Source organism: Paenibacillus sp. J22P90 (assembly GCF_059692195.1).
Genome location: NZ_JCAUAY010000001.1, coordinates 1259845 through 1280477 on the forward strand (window position 1 = coordinate 1259845; position 20633 = coordinate 1280477).

General features: G+C 47.5%; 14 protein-coding genes. 11 read left to right on the plus strand and 3 right to left on the minus strand.

All coding sequences use genetic code 11. The annotated features are described in order from the left end of the window. Positions 1 to 19 precede the first annotated feature (19 nt). Positions 20 to 979, plus strand: a complete 960-nt coding sequence (locus AC58UX_RS04430) for a glycosyltransferase family 4 protein (RefSeq protein WP_497249876.1) — start codon at positions 20 to 22, stop codon at positions 977 to 979. 52 nt (positions 980 to 1031) lie between these two features. On the opposite strand, the gene AC58UX_RS04435 is transcribed toward AC58UX_RS04430, so the two are convergent. Next, positions 1032 to 2105, minus strand: coding sequence for a glycosyltransferase family 2 protein (locus tag AC58UX_RS04435; protein ID WP_497249877.1), 1074 nt, complete (start codon positions 2103 to 2105; stop codon positions 1032 to 1034). A 171-nt stretch (positions 2106 to 2276) separates the two neighbouring features. On the opposite strand from AC58UX_RS04435, the gene AC58UX_RS04440 reads away from it, so the two are divergent. The 4 genes from AC58UX_RS04440 (at position 2277) to AC58UX_RS04455 (ending at position 9835) form a co-directional block, all read left to right on the plus strand. Continuing rightward, positions 2277 to 2978, plus strand: coding sequence for a class I SAM-dependent methyltransferase (locus tag AC58UX_RS04440; protein WP_497249878.1), 702 nt, complete (start codon positions 2277 to 2279; stop codon positions 2976 to 2978). A gap of 537 nt (positions 2979 to 3515) precedes the next feature. Beyond that, the gene (locus tag AC58UX_RS04445) at positions 3516 to 5369 is read left to right on the plus strand and encodes an exosporium glycoprotein BclB-related protein (protein ID WP_497250068.1); all 1854 of its coding nucleotides are present in this window, start codon (positions 3516 to 3518) and stop codon (positions 5367 to 5369) included. A gap of 272 nt (positions 5370 to 5641) precedes the next feature. Beyond that, positions 5642 to 8218, plus strand: a complete 2577-nt coding sequence (locus AC58UX_RS04450) for a beta strand repeat-containing protein (RefSeq protein ID WP_497249879.1) — start codon at positions 5642 to 5644, stop codon at positions 8216 to 8218. Positions 8219 to 8446: 228 nt separating this feature from the next. Beyond that, positions 8447 to 9835 carry an exosporium glycoprotein BclB-related protein gene (locus AC58UX_RS04455; protein ID WP_497249880.1) on the plus strand — a complete coding sequence of 463 codons (1389 nt, stop codon included), beginning with the start codon at positions 8447 to 8449 and terminating at the stop codon, positions 9833 to 9835. Between the two features lie 145 nt (positions 9836 to 9980). Here the strand turns inward: AC58UX_RS04455 and AC58UX_RS04460 are convergent, their stop codons facing one another. Then, positions 9981 to 11465 (minus strand): glycosyltransferase, encoded by a 1485-nt coding sequence (locus tag AC58UX_RS04460; protein WP_497249881.1) that lies wholly within the window; start codon positions 11463 to 11465, stop codon positions 9981 to 9983. A gap of 250 nt (positions 11466 to 11715) precedes the next feature. Here AC58UX_RS04460 and rfbH point away from each other — a divergent pair, with 250 nt between their 5' ends. Genes rfbH through AC58UX_RS04485 form a run of 5 tightly spaced genes read left to right on the plus strand, consistent with a single transcriptional unit; the run spans position 11716 to position 17668 of the window. After that, the gene (rfbH, locus tag AC58UX_RS04465) at positions 11716 to 13035 is read left to right on the plus strand and encodes a lipopolysaccharide biosynthesis protein RfbH (RefSeq protein ID WP_497249882.1); all 1320 of its coding nucleotides are present in this window, start codon (positions 11716 to 11718) and stop codon (positions 13033 to 13035) included. A gap of 3 nt (positions 13036 to 13038) precedes the next feature. Then, complete coding sequence (rfbF, locus tag AC58UX_RS04470; RefSeq protein ID WP_497249883.1) at positions 13039 to 13809, plus strand: glucose-1-phosphate cytidylyltransferase; 771 nt, start codon at positions 13039 to 13041, stop codon at positions 13807 to 13809. 22 nt (positions 13810 to 13831) lie between these two features. After that, positions 13832 to 14911 carry a CDP-glucose 4,6-dehydratase gene (gene rfbG / locus AC58UX_RS04475; RefSeq protein ID WP_497249884.1) on the plus strand — a complete coding sequence of 360 codons (1080 nt, stop codon included), beginning with the start codon at positions 13832 to 13834 and terminating at the stop codon, positions 14909 to 14911. Between the two features lie 15 nt (positions 14912 to 14926). Beyond that, positions 14927 to 15865: an NAD-dependent epimerase/dehydratase family protein gene (locus AC58UX_RS04480; RefSeq protein ID WP_497249885.1), complete on the plus strand. Its 939-nt coding sequence runs from the start codon at positions 14927 to 14929 to the stop codon at positions 15863 to 15865. 15 nt (positions 15866 to 15880) lie between these two features. Next, a complete protein-coding gene (locus AC58UX_RS04485; RefSeq protein ID WP_497249886.1) occupies positions 15881 to 17668 on the plus strand; it encodes a thiamine pyrophosphate-binding protein in 1788 nt (595 codons plus the stop codon). 54 nt (positions 17669 to 17722) lie between these two features. On the opposite strand, the gene AC58UX_RS04490 is transcribed toward AC58UX_RS04485, so the two are convergent. Continuing rightward, positions 17723 to 19453, minus strand: coding sequence for a sigma-54 interaction domain-containing protein (locus AC58UX_RS04490; RefSeq protein ID WP_497249887.1), 1731 nt, complete (start codon positions 19451 to 19453; stop codon positions 17723 to 17725). Between the two features lie 232 nt (positions 19454 to 19685). Between AC58UX_RS04490 and AC58UX_RS04495 the strand changes: the two genes are divergently transcribed. Beyond that, positions 19686 to 20600, plus strand: coding sequence for a proline dehydrogenase family protein (locus AC58UX_RS04495; protein WP_497249888.1), 915 nt, complete (start codon positions 19686 to 19688; stop codon positions 20598 to 20600). The last annotated feature ends 33 nt before the right edge of the window (positions 20601 to 20633 follow it).

Below are 20633 nucleotides of genomic sequence, written 5' to 3' on the forward strand. Positions count from 1 at the left end.
TTTGTAGGAGGGAAAAGGAATGAGGATTGCTCTGATAAGTCCAGATTATCTTCCCGTTCCACCCGTAAAATACGGCGGTATCGAGCGAGTTGTTCATACGTTGGCCGAGGAGCTTGTGGATCGCGGGCATGAAGTTATTTTATATGCTCCGTTTGGAAGCCAAGTGCGAGGAAAGTTGATGCCTTATTTGCATGAGGGGCATGACATGTGGAAAATTCCTGGTTTTGTTAAGCTAACTTTACCCTCAGGGGTAGATATCATCCATGACCATACGCAGCTTTCCGTCGTGGGCCAGAAGAAACTCGCAGTGCCAACCGTCTGTACGATCCATAATCCATTGACCAATCCGGTGAAACATCCCGTCTATTTGAGCAAACGACATCGAGACTTGTTTGGCAGCCCTCAGGACCGCGTTGTGTATAACGGATTAAACCCCGATGAATTTCAATTCTCTGATCAAAAGGGTGACTATCTGCTATTCATTGGAGCGATTATTCCTTACAAAGGCGTACATCATGCGATTGAAGCGGCAGAGCGTGCCAACCAAAAGTTAATTATAGCCGGACCTGTCTACGATCATAATTATTTCCATAAAGACATTCTCCCTAAGACGTTGTCGAATCCATCTATTCAATATGTCGGCGAGGTTGGGGGGCAAGCACGACAAGATTTGTTGAAGCATGCTAGGTGCATGCTATTTCCAACGCTGGTCGAGGAGCCATTCGGACTCGTCATGACGGAGGCTATGGCATGTGGAACACCTGTGTTAGCACTGCCAAATGGATCTGTTCCTGAGGTGATGAGCGGGTTTCCTCAATTGATATGCCGATCTGTTGACGAGATGACGAATAAATTGATTAACCTGACGTTGCCCGATCCTTATGAGCTTCGCGAGTACGTGTTGGAGCATTTTACGACAAGCGGGATGACAGACAAATATTTGGACATTTATCAAGCGATTTTAGATGAAGAAAGTTAATATTTACGAAAAGCAGCGGCTGCGCCTCGTATTAGGCGCAGCCGCTGTCTGCTTATTCAGTGGAATTCGTGCTAGATATTTGGAGAACGGACTCCAGGTACTTTTTATTATGGTTTATACTCTTGTCTTGAGGTCTGTAGCTGCGGGCGATTTCATTGTGCTTGTAAGCATTGGCGTGCTGACCCAGATGGTCATAACAGACACAAAGCTGTAGATGTGGCAGCCAGGTTGAAAATTTAGGGTTTGAAAATCCCCAATTGTGTGTAGCCGGTGGTAATTCTGTAGCTAATTTGTACCAAAACACGGAAGCTTCGTATTGCTTGCGGGTCATAAAATAATAGCCTAGACGACAGCAGAACTCGGCGCGTGGACGATCATATTGAAAAGCACGGAATACAGACTGTAGTTCCATTTCAGCGTTGCCTAGTTGATTATGACAGTCCGCGAGCTTACTGCATGCGGAGATTTCATCCTCTACCCAGCCATTTCCGGTGGCTAGAAACTTGTTATAGTAAATAATTGCTTTAGCGTACTTTTGATGATCGACTAATTCATTCGCGAAGTAATATAAGTCCCTAGGCGTGAACGTCTCTCCGCGCATCAGTCTGTTTTGGAAAATTTTCAGATTCCTATCGCTTCTCGTATGGATTCTGCAATGCGTGACAGTAATGTCCGAATCAAAAATATTGCCATTAACCTCCAAATACTCGTGGATTGCTCCAATCCATTTAAACTGATTCTCCCGTTTTACTAGCCGATTACGCTTAAATCTGAATGTCGGCGTGCCGAATTCATCAAAAGCATAATTATAAAACATCGTGACGGAATCAACAGATGACGCTAGATCTTCTTTTAAAGCGATGAGCTTGTTGCAATCTTCTTCCTTTAAAATGTCATCCGCATCCAACCATAAAATATACTCCTTCGTGGCTTGGCGGAAAGCATAGTTACGTGCTGCCGAGAAGTCATCTATCCATTTAAAATCGTAGATGCGATCCGTGAAGGAACTTGCTATCGATTTCGTTTGATCGGTTGATCCAGTATCTACAATAATGATCTCGTCAACCGCATTGGCAACGGAAGCTAAGCAAGCCCGAAGCGTTTTCTCCTCATTTTTAACGATCATGCAAAGACTTATCGTAATCAACTTATTCACTCGCTCTCTATATAAGGATAAAAATCCAACATGGTATTCTAGACTATTCATATTTTCAATAAGAGGGCACGGCATGTGAATGAGGTTATAGGGAACCAAAATTCCTTTGGCGGAATATGGTGATCAAAAAGGAGTTGCGACATGGAACGGTTTTTCGAAAAAATAATTAAACCCATTCTCATTAAATATGAGCCATCTCACATTGTTGAAATTGGCGTCTACTTAGCAGGTCGCACAACCATTAAATTACTTGAGTACTGTAAAATGATGAACAGCAAGCTTACTGTCATTGATCCTGCACCAAGATTTAATACTTTTGCCTATCAAGCTGTTTTTTCAGAGGAACTGGTTATTCATAACAAACATAGTTTAGAGGTATTATCGGAAATCGAAACAGCTGATGTGGTTCTCGTAGACGGAGATCATAATTGGTACACGGTGTATCATGAATTAATGGCCATTGAGCAAATAGCAGCAAAAACAGGGAAGTTTCCAATTGTCATTTTGCATGATACAGAGTGGCCATATGGAAGACGTGATTCTTATTACTTTCCGGAAACGGTTCCGACCGAATATCAAAACCCGCATGCTCAAAAAGGGATAAAAGCTGGCTCCAGTGAGCTTGTAGAATCAGGAGGCATTAATGAAGATCAGTTCAATGCGATGCATGAATATGGGGAAGGTAACGGTGTGTTGACGGCAATTGAAGATTTCTTGAAAATAACGGCGTTTTCTCTTAGCTTCCATCGCGTTTATACGAATAATGGGTTAGGTATTCTTGTACCGAGTGATAGCAGGGCAGATACGGTGATGCAATATATTATGGATACTTCTGGTTTATAAAAGAAGCGGCTGATCCCACAGATCTCTATTGGGCGCAGCCGTATTTTTGCAATTAGAATCTAGTATTCTCTTAATCTTTTGTAATTCATAACAAAAATAGACGCGAGAAGTCAGGCTCCTGTCCCGAAATTCCGAACCTAATTTCATCAATTTTTACAGAATATGTTTTTTTAAACATATGCCCTCGCCATTCGTCCATGCAATGAAAGTTTGTACACATATAATGTACGAGGAAACTAGAGTAGTTTCATTTTATAGAAAGGGAGGTTGAAGTTATTAAAAAATTGATCTCGCTTGTGTGTTAATAGGTTTACAAAATAATAGGAGGTGTATGGATTGACTAAACTCGCCCAATTAATGGAAATGATTACCATGGTAGGGATAATGAATATCAAAAAAATTGAAATTGAGTACTTTAATGATGCCGAATTCAAATTGAAATTTGATAAAGGCGATGGCCCCATTGATAGAATGTCTGAGCTTGAGGATTTTTTAGACGACATAGAGTGGTATGAGGTCGAGAAAATTGAAATCGAAATGTACAATGGCGGAGAAATGGAACTTGAATTTCCGTATGTAGGTGGACCGACGGGCGCAACAGGAGCAACAGGAGCAACAGGAGCAACAGGTGCAACAGGAGCAACAGGAGCAACAGGAGCAACAGGAGCAACAGGTGCAACAGGAGCAACAGGTGTGACAGGTGCGACAGGAGCAAATGGTGCGGCAGGTGCAACGGGTGCAACAGGTGCAACGGGAGCGACAGGTGCAACAGGAGTGGCAGGTGCAACAGGTGTGACAGGAGCAACAGGTGCAACGGGAGCGACAGGTGCAACAGGAGTGGCAGGTGCAACAGGTGCGACAGGTGCGACAGGTGCAACAGGTGCGACAGGAGCAACTGGTCCAGCCGGTGGGCCAACAGGTGAAACTGGTGCGACAGGAGCAACAGGAGCAGCAGGTGCAACAGGAGAAACAGGTGCAACAGGAGCAACAGGTGCAACAGGTGCAACAGGACCACAAGGACCACAAGGACCACAAGGACCACAAGGTGTACAAGGGGTACAAGGAGTACAAGGGGTACAAGGAGTACAAGGAGTACAAGGAGCAACAGGAGCAACAGGAGCACAAGGAGCAGCCGGAGCAGCAGGTGCAACAGGAGCAACAGGAGCAACTGGTGCAACTGGTGTAGCTGGCGCAGCAGGTGAAACAGGAGCAGCAGGTGCGACAGGAGCAACAGGAGCAACAGGAGCAGCAGGAGCAGCAGGAGCAGCAGGAGCAGCAGGGGCAACAGGAGCAACAGGAGCAGCAGGTGCAACAGGAGCAACAGGAGCAGCAGGAGCAGCAGGAGCAGCAGGAGCAACAGGAGCAACAGGAGCAGCAGGAGCAGCAGGAGCAGCAGGAGCAACAGGAGCAACAGGAGCAACAGGAGTAGCAGGAGCAGCAGGAGCAGCAGGAGCAACAGGAGCAACAGGAGCAACAGGAGTAGCAGGAGCAGCAGGAGCAGCAGGAGCAACAGGAGCAACAGGAGTAGCAGGAGCAGCTGGAGCGACAGGAGCAACTGGGGCAACGGGTGAAACAGGAGCAGCAGGAGCAGCAGGAGCAACAGGAGCAACAGGAGCAACAGGAGTAGCAGGAGCAGCAGGAGCAACAGGAGCAACAGGAGCAACAGGAGTAGCAGGAGCAGCAGGAGCAACTGGAGCGACAGGAGTAGCAGGAGCAGCTGGAGCGACAGGAGCAACAGGTGAAACAGGAGCAGCAGGAGCAGCGGGAGCAACAGGAGCAACAGGTGTAGCAGGAGCAGCAGGAGCAACCGGGGCAACAGGAGCAACAGGAGTAGCAGGAGCAACTGGAGCTACAGGTATTCCAGGAACAGGTGCATTGGTTCCATTTGCATCTGGTGGGCCAATTATTATGACTACTATTGCTGGAGGATTAGTTGGAACAGCTGGTCTTGTAGGTTTTGGAAGCTCAGCTCCAAACGTTACCGTATTACCTGGTCCAGTGATCGATTTAACGGGTACGGTTTTAGGTCCTATTCTTGACTTTGCATTCTCTGTTGCAAGACCGTCAACGATCACAGATATTTCAGCATTCTTCAGTAATACTGTAGCATTAGCACTCGTAGGAACTACAGTTACCGTAACTGCACAACTTTATAGCGCAACTTCACTTAGTAACACATTTTCACCAGTGCCAGGCGCAAGCGTAACATTAGCACCTGCAATTACAGGTGTTGTAGCTTTAGGGGCTACTTCGGCTGGTCTTACAACTGGTTTATCGATTCCAGTTTTAGCACAAACACGTCTCATGATGGTGTATACTGCGACTGCTGCAGGTGTAACGCTTCTTAATACGGTTACTGGATATGCAAGTGCAGGTGTAACACTAGTCTAATATTTTGAATCCTATTGGCGTTGATAGGAATGGAATCTAGTAAATAGAACGGGAGCTGACCTTATACAGGTTAGCTCTTTTTTTAATTTTTTACAAAAAATGTTTTTTTCCAGCTTGTGCCCTCTCTCATTCGTCCATGCACTGAACGTTTGTACACATATACTATACGAGGGACTAGAGTAGTTTCATTATATGGAAGGGGGCTGTGGCTAGTAAAATAAAACTATTTTGTTTGGTAGTTGCTTTTCAAATTATAAGGAGGTGTAAGGCTTTTGAGTAAACTTGCTCAATTGATGGAATTAATTGCAATGGTAGGCATTATGAATATCTATAAAATTGAACTTGAATATTATAATGAAGCTGAATACAAATTGAAATACCAAGTAGGTGATGGTGAAGTTCAAAGAATGTCTGAACTTGAGGCTTTTCTAGCAACCATTAATTGGAATCAAGTCGCAGAGACTAAGATTGAAATGTACAACGGTGGTGAAATGAAACTCGAATATCCTGATTATATAGGTCCAATTGGTCCGACAGGAGCAACAGGAGAAACAGGAGCAACAGGAGAAACAGGAGCAACAGGAGCAACAGGTGAGACAGGAGCTACAGGAGCGACAGGAGTAGCAGGAGCGACAGGTGAAACAGGAGCGACAGGAGTAGCAGGAGCGACAGGTGAAACAGGAGCGACAGGTGAAACAGGGGCGACAGGTGAAACAGGAGCTACAGGAGCAACAGGAGCAACTGGAGTAGCAGGAGCAACAGGAGCAACAGGAGCGACAGGAGCGACAGGAGTAGCAGGAGCGACAGGTGAAACAGGAGCAACTGGTGAAACAGGAGCAACAGGAGCGACAGGTGAAACAGGGGCAACAGGAGCAACAGGTCCAGCAGGTGGGCCAACAGGTGAAACAGGAGCAACAGGAGCAACGGGTGTGGCAGGAGCAACAGGGGAGACTGGAGCAACAGGTGAAACAGGGGCAACAGGAGAAACAGGTGCGACAGGAGCTACAGGTGAACCAGGGGCAACTGGAGCGACAGGAGTAGCAGGAGCAACAGGAGAGACGGGTGCGACAGGAGCAACAGGTGAAACGGGAGCTACAGGTGCCACAGGAGCAACTGGTCCAGCCGGTGGACCAACAGGTGAAACAGGGGCGACCGGGGCAACTGGTGCAATAGGTGAAACAGGAGCGACCGGGGCTACTGGAGCGACAGGTGAAACAGGAGCGACAGGAGCAACTGGTGTCGCAGGTGAAGCAGGAGCAGTAGGAGCAACAGGTGAAACTGGTGCAACAGGAGCAACTGGAGTAGCAGGAGCAGTAGGAGCAACTGGTGAAACTGGAGCAACGGGAGCGACAGGAGCAGCAGGAGCAGTAGGAGCAACAGGCGAAACTGGTGCCACAGGAGCGACAGGTGTTGCAGGTGAAGCAGGAGCAACAGGTGAAACTGGTGCAACGGGAGCGACAGGAGTAGCAGGAGCAGTAGGAGCCACAGGCGAAACTGGTGCCACAGGAGCGACAGGTGTTGCAGGTGAAGCAGGAGCCGTAGGAGCGACAGGTGAAACAGGAGCTTCAGGAGTAGCTGGAGAAGCAGGCGTAGCCGGAGCAACTGGTCCGACAGGTGAAACAGGAGCGACTGGAGCGACAGGAGTAGCAGGAGCAGTAGGAGCCACAGGTGAAACAGGGGCAACTGGTGCGACAGGAGTAGCAGGAGCAGTAGGGGCAACAGGTGAAACAGGGGCAACAGGCGAAACAGGAGCAACTGGTGCGACAGGAGTAGCAGGAGCAGTTGGAGCGACAGGTGAAACAGGAGCAACTGGTGCGACAGGAGTAGCAGGAGCAGTAGGGGCAACAGGTGAAACAGGGGCAACTGGTGCGACAGGAGTAGCAGGAGCAGTAGGTGCAACCGGAGCGACAGGTGTAGCCGGAGTAGCAGGACCAACAGGTGCAACCGGAGCAACTGGTGAAACAGGAGCAGTAGGAGCAACTGGTGCAACAGGTGTAGCTGGAGTAGTAGGACCAACCGGAGCAACAGGTGAAACAGGAGCAGTAGGAGCAACTGGTGCAACAGGTGTAGCCGGAGTAGTAGGACCAACCGGAGCAACAGGTGAAACAGGAGCAGTAGGAGCAACTGGTGCAACAGGTGTAGCAGGAGCAGTAGGAGCAACCGGTGCAACAGGTGAAACAGGAGCAGTAGGAGCAACCGGAGCAACAGGTGAAACAGGAGCAGTAGGAGCAACTGGTGCAACAGGTGTAGCAGGAGCAGTAGGAGCAACCGGTGCAACAGGTGTAGCAGGAGCAGTAGGACCAACCGGAGCAACTGGGATACCAGGACAAGGCGCTTTGATTCCATTTGCATCGGGTACTCCGACTGTGTTGACTACTGTTCTAGGGGGCTTATTGAATACGTCTACGCTGGTCGGATTTGGTAATAATGCTGCTGGAGTATCTGTCGCTGGCGGAACCATTGATCTCACTGGGGCTGCAGGCCTGCTCCTTAATATGTCCTTCTCCGTCGCACAGAGCAGAACGCTCACTTCATTAACGGCGTACTATAGCACGACAGCGGCTGTGTCCCTCATAGGATCAACAGTCACAATATCAGCTCAGTTATACCAATCAACAACGCCTAATAATTTATTTACTCCGATTCCTGGAGCTACGGTGACGCTAGCTCCAGCTCTAACAGGGCTAATTTCACTAGGAACGATCAGTATTGGAACGACAACAGGTTTATCAATACCTGTGAACACGGGTACGCGACTTCTGCTGGTATTTTCTGCAAGTGTAACAGCCGGTCTTGATGTCGCAACCACAGTTGCAGGTTACGCGAGTGCTGGTGTTGATTTAGTTTAATAATTCCTGACATTATAGTTAAAATTAACTCTATTTTCTCAGTTTTCATTACCCTATGATTTTGAGGGGAATGACGTCTAGGAAATAGAGTTTTTTTTGCTGCTTTAATATGATTTTCAAACATATAGTCATGTGCATATTTTGGAATGGACAACCATCTATTGCCAAAAAGTACAGACAAACCCTTGGGATAACTCGTATGATGAAGCATCACAGGAGGTGTTGTAATTGAGTCTCTTAGTTGGAAAAAAGAAAAGTATGACAACGGTGAAAAAACGTTTGATTGTTAAAACTAGTGGGGCAAAGCTTCACAAAGTAAGTGGATGCGGATGTCACAAACGTAAGAAAAAAATCAGAAAACACTGCCACAAAATTATTATCGTAAAACGGAGATGCTGTAAAAAAGGTCCAAAAGGAGATCGCGGTCCTCGTGGTTTCAGAGGCTTCAGAGGGTTTACAGGAGCAGCAGGAGCGACTGGAGCAACAGGAGCAACAGGGTTAAATGGAGCTACTGGCGCCATGGGAGCCACAGGTGCAACTGGTGCTACAGGCGCAAAAGGTGCGACTGGAGCAACAGGAGCGACAGGGCCAAAAGGTAAAAAAGGCGACGATGGTGAAAGAGGGCCAAGAGGTCACAGAGGACCAGAAGGTCCAGAAGGACCAGCAGGTCAGATGGGTCCAATGGGGCCACAGGGTAATGCAGGAGCAGATGGTCAGATGGGACCAATCGGACCAACGGGTGCTGGTTTAATGGGGCCAATGGGTCCGACAGGCCAGATGGGTCCAATGGGCCCAATGGGGCCGACGGGTGCTGGGTTCATGGGGCCAATGGGTCCAACAGGTCAGATGGGTCCAATGGGACCAACCGGACCTGGCGCAGGGGCGACAGGAGCAACGGGAGCAGCAGGAGCAGCAGGAGCAACGGGAGCAACGGGAGCAGCAGGAGCAACGGGGGCAGCAGGAGCAGCCGGAATAGCAGGAGCTACAGGAGCAACTGGATCAGCTGGTGCAGCCGGTGCAGCAGGAGCCACAGGTGCAACTGGCGCAACGGGATCAGCCGGAACTGCAGGAGCAACCGGGGCAACTGGGGCGACAGGGATACCTGGAGCAGCAGCTATCGTTCCTTTTGCATCTGGCCTGCCAGTACCATTGGTATCAGCTTTATTTGGAACTGCTGGAACACAAGGGTTAATTGGATTTGGTGACAATGGCGTAGTAGTAACAGTTCTAGGCGGACCAATCAATATCGCTGGTGGACCAGGATTGTTACAGAACTTAGCATTATCAGTTCCAAGGGCTGGTACTTTAACTTCGATTTCAGCTTACTTTAGTACTACGGTAGCTTTATCTTTATTTGGTGCAATAACAATCACGGCTAGAATTTACACTTCTCCAACACCAAATAATGTTTTCAATCAGGTAGCAAGTGTAGCCTTAACACCAAATTTAACAGGAGTTTTATCAATAGGATCGATGAGCTCTGTAACAGCAGCATTGCCGAATATTCCTGTAACTGCTGGAACGCGCGTATTAATGGTCTTTACTGCAGATTCTCCTGGACTAGACCTTGCAACAGTAGTTGCTGGTTATGCTAGCGCTGGATTATCCATTAACTAATTAACCAACTGGCTCTTCTTTACTTATCATCGTATAAGTAGGAAGAGTCTTTGCTATGTTTTGCTATGTATAGTGTTATTAAATAATGAAAAAAGACGCATCCCGGAAGGCGCGCCAATTGAAATACACTTCAGTTTGATATTATTTAAATTGCACCTGCACGAATCGAACGAATCACTTGCAGCGCTTGCTCAAAGTAAGGTTCATTCTTGTAATATTGCATATATAAGTCCTCAAATCCGTCAGTGTTCGTTTTCTTTTGGTTTCTGATGATGTCATGAAACCAAGGAAGGATCTTGTTATATAGCACTAGGTGTTTATCGATGCGAATATCTTGCTCGGTTAGCCCTTCCCCTAAAAAATGACCTAAAATCGATTGATAGCTCCGGAAGACTACATTTCCGAAATTGTATCCGCTCGGATCATTGGGTGCGAATCGATACATGCTGCGGTTCATAATGCAAAAGCGCGAGTTTTTTTGCAAGATGGCATATTGGATATACATCTGGTTAAATGATGAGTCTATGAAACGATCGGGCGTATCGACCGTCAACAAATCTTCTCTGCGTAAAACGGTGCCAGTTATAAATGTTGACATGATGGACGTTGCTGCTAGAAAGGCAGGGAGTCCTTCTCTTACATAGACTTGGCCATCATTATTGTGCACATTCACATGTACGATGCCGCAGTCACCGTTCTGCCCAAGAACGTTAAGAAGCGGAAGCAGTGTTCCTTCGACTTGAAAATCATCGTCACCTTGAAGTTTAATAAATTTCCCTGTCCCCTTGAACATGACTTTAAAAATGTTTCGATCGGCTCCGATGTTCTCCTCATTGCGGAAATACTTCAAATTCCGGTATTGCTCACGATATTTTGCAACAACTTGCGGGGTCGCATCGGTAGAAGCGTTATCTGACACAATAACCTCGACCATTTCGTTATTTCCTACCTGTGTCAAGATGCAATAAAGGCAATGGTCCAAGTTTGCTGCACGGTTGAAGGTTGGAAGACAAATTGACATAAGCGGTTGAAATTGGCGAACAGACATGATGTTCTCTGCTTCTTCTTCATCTTTTACATCTACCCAGTTCCCGCTTCCCGGTTCATAAACTTGAACGATACGTGCTGGGTTTCCAGCCACAACACAGTAATCAGGAATATCCCGATCGACATGACTGTGCGGACGGACAACGCTTCCTTTTCCGATACGAAGATTGCCCATAATCACTGCACCTGAACCTATGTGTGCTCCTTCTCCAATATAGACACGGTTGGTGTCCATTGCGTTTTGTTGGGACATTGCCGGATTGCTTACATGACGATAAAAATGGCCGGTATCCGAGATGAATACGTTCGAATCTATTTCGACATGGGCATCCAGTTCAACTAGATTTACTGCTGAAATAATTAAACCTGGATTAGCCTTACAGCCGTCTCTAATGATGATTTTAGGAGATGTCTCCTCATCTTGCTTGAAGATATTGAATAAGTAATGAGCATGAATGAATACATTACTACCTATATATATGCCTTCCGGGCAATAGATTTGTCCGCCGTCTTGGATGGTGGAGTTGTCTCCAAAAAAGTGAAACCTTGCGATAAAATCCGGATGCAGATTCGGTATTGTCATGCCTTTCTCTCCTCCTATTACGAGATTTGATCTTTTGTTTGTCCACTAGTACTCACTATATTCATGTATTAACAAAGGGTTTCATGATCCGACTCTTATAGCTCTAAGAAATCAGGCCTATTTTATTCAAAAATCTGGATATATCTAGGAGGAATTGTTAAACCCTATCAGCTTTTGCCCCATACCAACCCAACCTGAAGCTCATAGGATAGTATTAGTTGAATTTAATTGAAACGGAGGCAATTTCCGTATGCAGCATTCCAGCAGTGAGCTTCGCCAACAAATTATTGCTTTGACGAAAAGCTACTATGAAGCGAATTGGCCTATCCAGGTGTTTGAGCCGGGAGTTACCCCTGTTCCAGTAAGCGGCAAATCGTTTGACGGCGAAGAAGTGAGCCACCTTATCGACGCATCGCTAGATTTCTGGCTGACGACCGGCCGTTATGCGAGTGAATTTGAGAAAAAATTCGCTTCTTTCATCGGAACGCGTTACGCACTACTCACGAATTCAGGTTCTAGCGCGAATCTTCTCGCTTTATCCGCCTTGACCTCTCCGCTGTTGAAGGATCGTCGTTTGCAGCCAGGTGACGAAGTCATTACCGTAGCCGCAGGCTTTCCGACAACGGTCAATCCGATCATTCAGAACGGACTTATTCCGGTTTTTCTTGACGTAAAACTGCCTACTTACAATATCGATACAACGTTATTAGAATCAGCAGTCAGCCCGCGTACGAAAGCAATTATGATTGCACATACGCTAGGCAATTTGTTTGATCTGGATGAAGTGAAGCGAGTGGCTGACAAATACGGATTGTGGTTAATTGAGGATTGCTGTGACGCGGTCGGTTCTGAGTATAAGGGGTGTAAAGCCGGGACTTTCGGGGATTTGGCAACCGTCAGCTTCTACCCAGCGCACCACATTACGATGGGTGAAGGTGGCGCTGTCCTTATGAATTCTCCTTTGCTCAAAAAAATAGTCGAGTCATTCCGTGATTGGGGACGGGATTGCTGGTGCGAGCCTGGCAAAGACAATACATGCAGCCGAAGGTTCGGTTGGCAGCTGGGTGATCTGCCGTTTGGTTACGATCATAAATACACATATAGCCATATCGGCTACAATCTGAAGGTTACGGATATGCAGGCAGCAGTAGGTGTGGCACAGCTGCAGAAGCTGCCAGATTTTATCGCAAAGCGAAAGGCCAACTTCACCATGTTGAAGGAAGCCTTACAACCGCTTGAAGAGGAGCTTCTGTTGCCAGAGGCAACGCCGCACAGTGTTCCGAGCTGGTTCGGTTTCCCAATCACTGTTCGAGACGAATCGCCTGTATCGCGCGAACAACTGACAGCTGCACTTGAGCGGAATCGCATTGGAACGAGGCTGCTGTTTGCAGGTAATTTGCTGCGTCAGCCTGCCTATAAGCATATTACACACCGAGTCGTCGGGGATCTGACGAATACGGATGTCATTATGAATCGGACATTCTGGATCGGTGTCCACCCAGGACTTACACGTGAGATGCTCGATTTCACCGTGCAAACGCTAAGTGATACCTTGAAGAAAAGGGGTTAGCACATGAAAGTCGTAATACTTGCCGGTGGATTCGGCACTCGCATCAGTGAAGAAACACATGTCAAGCCGAAGCCGATGATTGAGATCGGCGACAAGCCGATTTTATGGCATATTATGAAGACTTATTCGTCTTGCGGTTTTAACGATTTTATTATTTGTTTGGGTTACAAAGGATTTCTGATTAAAGAATATTTCGCTCACTATTATTTGCATGAAGCAGATATTACGTTCGATTTTGGCAATCAGAATGAAACGATTGTACACCAACATCATGCGCCTCCTTGGAAAGTCACATTGGTGGATACAGGTAAGGATACGATGACTGGCGGCCGTGTTAAACGGATCCGGAGCTATGTGGGGAATGAGACATTTCTGCTGACGTATGGGGATGGGTTATCGGATATTGATGTAGGGAAGCTCGTTGATTTTCACAAAGCGCATGGCAAGCTAGCTACGGTGACTGCGGTTCAGCCTTCTGGGCGTTTTGGCTCTCTCCGATTGACGAATCAAGATCAAGTGCTTGGTTTTCAGGAAAAACCAGCGGGAGATGGCGGTTGGATTAATGCCGGATTTTTCGTCATGGAGCCGGAGGTTTTCGATCAGATAGACGGCGATAGTACCGTATTGGAAAAGGAGCCATTGGAACAATTATCTCAAGAAGGACAATTAATGGCGTTTAAGCACGGAGGGTTCTGGCATCCCATGGATACCTTGCGAGATAAAAATTATTTGGAAGATTTGTGGAAAACGGAAAAAGCCCCTTGGCGAAAATAAACGATGGGAGAAGGGGAGGCGTATGGTCGATTTAGCATTTTGGCGCGGGAAAAGGGTGTTCATTACTGGACATTCAGGGTTCAAAGGAGCTTGGCTATGCATGTGGCTGCAATCGCTTGGCGCCGAAGTCATCGGGTATGCACTGCAACCTCCGACGGAGCCTAATTTATTTCAGTTGAGCGGACTTGAAAAGGATATGAGGTCCATCTTTGCAGACATTCGTGATCGCGAACGATTACGGCAAGCGGTCGCTGACGCGGACCCGACGATTATTTTTCATATGGCGGCACAGCCGCTTGTGAGGCATTCCTACAAGAACCCGGTTGACACCTACGAAGTGAATGTGATGGGAACTGCAAACCTGCTGGAAGCGGTTCGTTCTGCTGCAGCGGGTGGCAATAGCGCCATTCAGGCCGTAATCAATGTAACAACGGACAAATGCTACGAAAACCGCGAATGGCCATGGGGATACCGAGAGAATGATCGGCTTGGCGGATTCGATCCTTATTCCAACAGTAAGGCTTGCTCAGAGCTCGTCACATCGGCTTATCGCAGTTCTTTTTTTCATCCGGATAAGGGGATAAGCTTGGCTACCGCGCGAGCAGGCAATGTGATTGGCGGCGGAGATTGGGCGGAAGATCGCTTAATTCCAGATAGTATTCGTGCCTATCTCTCCAAGACGGTGATGAAAATTCGCAATCCCGCCGCAATCAGACCGTGGCAGCATGTCTTGGAGCCGCTAGGCGGATATTTACTTTTAGCTGAACACATGGTGAAGGATCCGGGGAAATATGCGGATGGTTGGAATTTCGGTCCTCGTGACACGGATGTAAAGAGTGTGGAGTGGGTCGTACAGCGGCTAGGCAGCAAATGGGGTAACCACGACTTTTATGAGTTGGAAGGATCCGAGCAGAGCAAGCATCCACATGAAGCAAATTTGCTTAAGCTGGATTGTTCCAAAGCGGGCATGGCCTTGAATTGGCATCCGAAATGGTCGCTCGATACGGCACTGGATCACATTGCGGAATGGGTAAATGCTTATCAGGAACAGTTGGATACCCGCGGCATCTGTTTGAAACAGATTAAGGCGTATATGGCTTAAAGGAGGTCGTTTGGGATGCGGATTTTGGTGACGGGAGCTACCGGCTTCGTTGGGTCATGTCTGGCACGGCGGATGGTCCAAGATGGATTTGACGTCCACCTCTTTACCCGATCGACCTCCGATAAATGGCGAATTCGCGATCTTCTTCCGCATGTCGCTGAGCATGAAGTGGATTTGCGAGATGCCAACCGAATTCAGGAGCGCATATCAGCCATTCGACCAGACATCATTTTTCATGCAGCCGTGTATGGCGGGTTTTCATTTCAAAATGAGGCTGGCTCCATCTATGCCATGAATTTTCAAGGAACGGCTCAACTACTTACAGCATGTGAACGAGAGGGGTTCGAAGCTTTTATTAACTTGAGCAGCTCATCGGAATATGGAATAAAGTCAGCTCCGATGCAAGAAACCGATCTGCTTGAACCCATCGGTGATTACGCCGTCTCGAAGGCGGCCTCGACGTTATATTGCCGTTCGCGGGCGGCACAACATCAGCTTCCGATTGTCACGCTGCGGTTATTTTCTCCTTATGGACCGTGGGATGATCCCAATCGGTATATTCCTTATGTTATTCAATCGCTTCTTAGCGGGCAGCGTCCACAGTTGACGGTTCCTAGCTCTGTACGGGATTACATCTACATCGATGATGTGGTTGAAGCGTGCGTTTGCGCTATGCGTCTAACCCCGCGCACGGGAGAGATCGTCAACGTCGGTTCTGGCGGTCAAGTATCGATCGGTGACGTCGCAGGGATGCTGACGGAAATGATAGGCATGGATATCGAGCCACTCTGGGGAAGCTTCGTTCCTAAGAAGCAGGAGCCAGCTGTTTGGCGCGCTCATATTGGTAAAGCGAAACAGTTATGGAACTGGGAACCACATACACCATTGAGAGAAGGGCTGCTTCGAACGGTGGTATGGCATAAGGAACATTTGCGAGGGTATGCCGGTAATTGAGAGGGGGAAACAACGATGAAATGTTCGGATTATGTGATTGATTTTATCCAAAAGCAAGGAGCTTCGCATGTCTTTGAAATGATCGGTGGCGCGATTGCGCATTTGCTCGATTCGATTCATATGCGCGATGATGTGCACTGCGTCTCCATGCATCATGAGCAGGCGGCGGCTTTTGCCGCTGAAGGCTATGCGCGGATCAATGGCAAGATTGGCGTATCTATGGCGACGAGCGGCCCTGGCGCTTTGAACATGCTGACAGGCATCGGCAGCTGCTACTTCGATTCGGTCCCTTGCTTGTTCATCACAGGTCAAGTCAACACGTATGAATATAAATTTGATAAACCGGTCAGGCAGATCGGATTTCAGGAAACGGACATCGTCAGTGTCGTCAAGCCGCTTGTTAAATATGCGGAATTGGTGACTTCGGCAGACAAGATGCGGTATTGCCTTGAGAAAGCCGTGTATATGGCGCAATCAGGCAGACCAGGACCTGTCTTGCTAGACATTCCGATGAATATTCAAAGAGCGGATATTGATCCTGAACAGCTGGCGAGTTTTTGGGACAGCGAGGAATTTCGCAACTTGCAGGCGAAGGTAGGAACAACTAGCGAGCTAACGAAGTTGGACGAGGTGATGGAGCTGATGGCGCAGTCCACACGTCCGCTTATTCTTGCAGGCGGCGGCGTACGCGCGGGTGGTGCTGCTGAGGAATTGCTCACCTTTGTTGAGAAAACGGGCATCCCCGTCGTCCACTCTTTAATGGGACTCGATGCGCTTCCTGCTGTACATCCAGCTAGTTTTGGCCTGATTGGCTCCTATGGCAATCGTTACAGCAACCTGGCTTTGGCCAATTGCGATTTCGTGTTGATTCTTGGCTCCCGACTCGATACCCGGCAAACAGGAACTCGCCCGGATACATTCGCACGTGGCGCACGCAAGGTGCATGTGGACATCGAGGAAGTGGAGTTGAATCATAAGGTCCATGCAGATATCGCGTTATCGTGCGGAGTGAAGCCATTTTTAATAGACATGAACAAACGTTTGGAAGGCTGGGTTAAGCAAGATATCTCAGATTGGGTACACATGTTGGAGTCGTATCAGGAAAAGTACCCTACACTAAGTCCTCCTATTGAAGAAGGAGGCATTGATCCTAATTTGTTCATGGAGAGCGTGTCTGCTTTAAGCAGTGAAGGAGATATTATTTGTCTCGATGTTGGACAGCACCAAATGTGGGCGAGCCAATCGTTCCGTTTGAAAAAGGGGCAAAGGTTGCTGAACGCAGGCGGGATGGGCGCAATGGGCTTTGGCCTTCCTGTTGCGATCGGCGCAGCGATGGCTGAACCGGACAAAAGGGTGGTCGTCATTGCGGGGGACGGCGGGTTTCAAGTGAATATTCAAGAACTGGAAACCGTAGCTCATTTGAAGCTGCCGATCAAAATCATTGTAATGAACAACAACGCCCTTGGCATGGTCCGACAGTTTCAAGACGTATATTTCAATGGGCGTAGACAATCTACGGTAACGGGGTATAGCTGTCCGAACTTTGTTCGTATAGCCGAGGCATACGGTATTCCTGCTTACGTAATTGATCAAGCTGCTGGCGCGGACGAGGTCATGGCACCTATTTTGGCACAGGAAGGTCCAGTGCTTATTGAGGTGAAGCTGCATCAAGGTACGGTGGTGAACCCCAAACTAGTCGTTAACCGTCCGATTGAGGATATGTCGCCATTACTGAATCGGGAAGAACTGAAACAGATGATGGTGATCGAGTTGTTGGAAGAGAGTGAGGATGGGTTGGAGTAAGGAATGCAAAAAGGCTACCTTAACAGGTAGCCTTTTCTTTGGCGATATGTGATTTTACTCCAACTCGAGCTCTTTTATCTTATTGTAAAGCGTTCCGCGGGAGATCCCAAGCAGCTTCGCCGCTGCACTTTTGTTGCCTGCTGTTTTAGCTAAAGCTTCTTCGATTAACCTGATTTCATCCGCTTCTGTCGCTTTTTCCTTCAGTTGAAAACTAGTTGACTCGGCATCCTGAATCAGACTTGGCTGTTGCACCTGTAGTGCTGGCGGCAAATGCTCTAACGTAATCGTTTCATCTTCATTTAAAATAACGCATCGCTCGATGACATTTTTCAATTCCTGTATGTTGCCAGGCCAAGGATAGTGGGTCAGCGCCAAGATAACCTCAGGCGACAGGCTAGGTGCTGGTTTCTGGAAGTGCATTGAAAATTGCTTCAGGTACATATGAACCATCGCTGGAATATCTTCGTTCCGTTCGCGCAAAGGCGGAATTCGAATTGAAACAACGTTCAGCGCATAGTAAAGGTCAGTTCGGAATTCGTGAGAAGCAACCTTGCTAGCCAAATCCTGCGTAGTCGCAATGATAATCCGCGTGCGCACATTGATAGCTTGATTGCCGCCTGAGCGGACAAGCGTTTGCTGCGTGATGTATCGATAGAGCTTGGCTTGCAGCTCCAGAGACATTTTCTCAATTTCGTTAATAAATAGTGTACCCTCTTTGGCTAATTCTAATTTACCAGGTTGACCACTTTCACTTCCGCTAAATGCCCCGCCTTGATACCCGAATAATTCGCTCTCCAAAATGCCTGCAGGCACAATGCCGCAATGCACCGTATAAAAAGGCTGCACCCTTCGCGAGCTGGATTGATGGATAATTTGCGCGAGCTGCTCCTTCCCGACGCCCGATTCTCCGATGAGTAAGACGGGGGTGTCGGTAGCTGCGACTTTTTTGGCCCATTGGATGACCTTGCCGATAGCGGGTCCTTTTCCTTTTATGAGTGCAAAAGGGTCCTCTTGGGTCGCTTCGTTAGGAAGCCCCACGGACTCGACAGTCGTTAATTGTTCGTTCAATCGCACCAGATGGGTAATATCTTGTTCGGTCGCGATACCGCCGATGATCGTGCCTGCAGCATCTTTGATCGGTGATGCATTGATGAGAACATGCGTGTCGGGTCTTGGGCGATGATACGTATTGCGAATGAGCCGGCCTTCATCTAACATTTTCAAAACCATCAAGGTTTCCACGTCAAAATGTTCACCAATACGCTTGCCTACAATATCTGCACGCGGCAGTCCGTAGAGCTCTTCCGCGACGGGGTTCCAGCAGATTACCGCACCTTCCCGATCGACGACAGTTACGGCATCAGTCACGGTGTCCGCGAGGGAGGTAAAGTAGGCGTACCACTTCTGTCCCTCATTCATCATGTAGGCGGCATACGCACCAAGCGTGACATAGCCTAGAATGTTGTCTTGTTTATTGGTACATAGAAAGGAGCGGCTATTTACTTTCATAAGTGCTTGCATGTGCTCTTTGTCTTGAAGTTCCCTCATTGTACAAATGGGGACGTTAAAATAGTCACTGTTCACAAGGTGTACAAGCGATGTCGTCGATGCGTCAAAAGCCTGCAACAATGCTGCTTCCTCAGGTGTAAATAAAGCTGCCGCATGTTCATGACGTACGAAAACGGCTGTTCCTTTTTGAATAATTGACATGAGCTCCGTTATTGTCGTCTCTATCGGAAGTGATAGCAGGCTTGTGTTCAATGGAAAGTGTTCAGGAATGAACATGTTAACCCTCTTTTATCGGTCTTATTTGGTTTTAATTTACCATGAAAAGGGAAGACGATTCAACACATGTTGTCTCTCAGCTGAATATCGTACAGATATGGAGGAGTTATAGAGGTTTTGTACAAATCCAAAATTTATTATGAACAAATAGTGTTCAAAATTAAAATTATAGTGTACAATTAATTTATAAATTAAACACAAGTGTACAATTTCTTCTTGGAGGCAACCACAGATGGAACTCATGATGCGAAATATGTTTCAATCCCTAGGTAAAAGTCGCGCTGCTAATCGCCTAGCTAAAAAATATGGTTTACGTTTTGGTGCTGCTCGTTTTGTTGCAGGAGAGACGATCGCGCAATCAATTGCAGCGGTTCGTGGTTTGAATCAGGATGGCCGCGTAGCGACGTTGGATCATCTTGGCGAGTTTGTTTTTAGCGTGGAAGAAGCGATGGAATCGGCCGCGATGTGTATCCAAACGCTAGATGCCATCGCGGAATCAGGTGTAAAGTCCAATCTTTCCCTGAAGATGACTTCACTGGGGCTTGATATCAGCAGAGAGCTTTGCGTGAGCAGCATGAAAAGGATTCTGGATCGAGCTCGTCAGCATGGAAATTTTGTCCGCATCGATATGGAGGATTATGCCCACTGTCAGGTTTCACTTGATATTTATCGTGAGCTTCGACAAGAATACGACAATGTAGGCATCGTGATTCAGGCGTATCTGTTCCGTACGTTGAAGGATATGGATGATTTGCATGAGCTAGGCGCGAATTTGCGATTGGTGAAGGGCGCTTATAAGGAGTCTCCAGAGGTTGCTTTCCCTGAGAAAAGTGCAGTCGATGAGAATTACAAAGTGATCATTCAAAAACATTTAATGAACGGACATTATACCGCGGTTGCGAGCCATGATGAGGCGATTATCAATTTTACGAAGCAATTTGTGAATGACAATAACATCGGGAAAGATCAGTTCGAGTTTCAAATGCTGTACGGCATCTGTGAAGACTTGCAAAAGCAGCTGGTGAAAGAAGGATACCGGGTCCGTATTTATGTGCCTTATGGCGTGGATTGGTTCGGTTATTTCATGAGAAGGTTAGCTGAGCGTCCTGCAAATGTCTGGTTTGTGCTTAAGAATATGTTCAAATAAATAAGCTTTTTATTCGGAGAGGAGCCATTATAC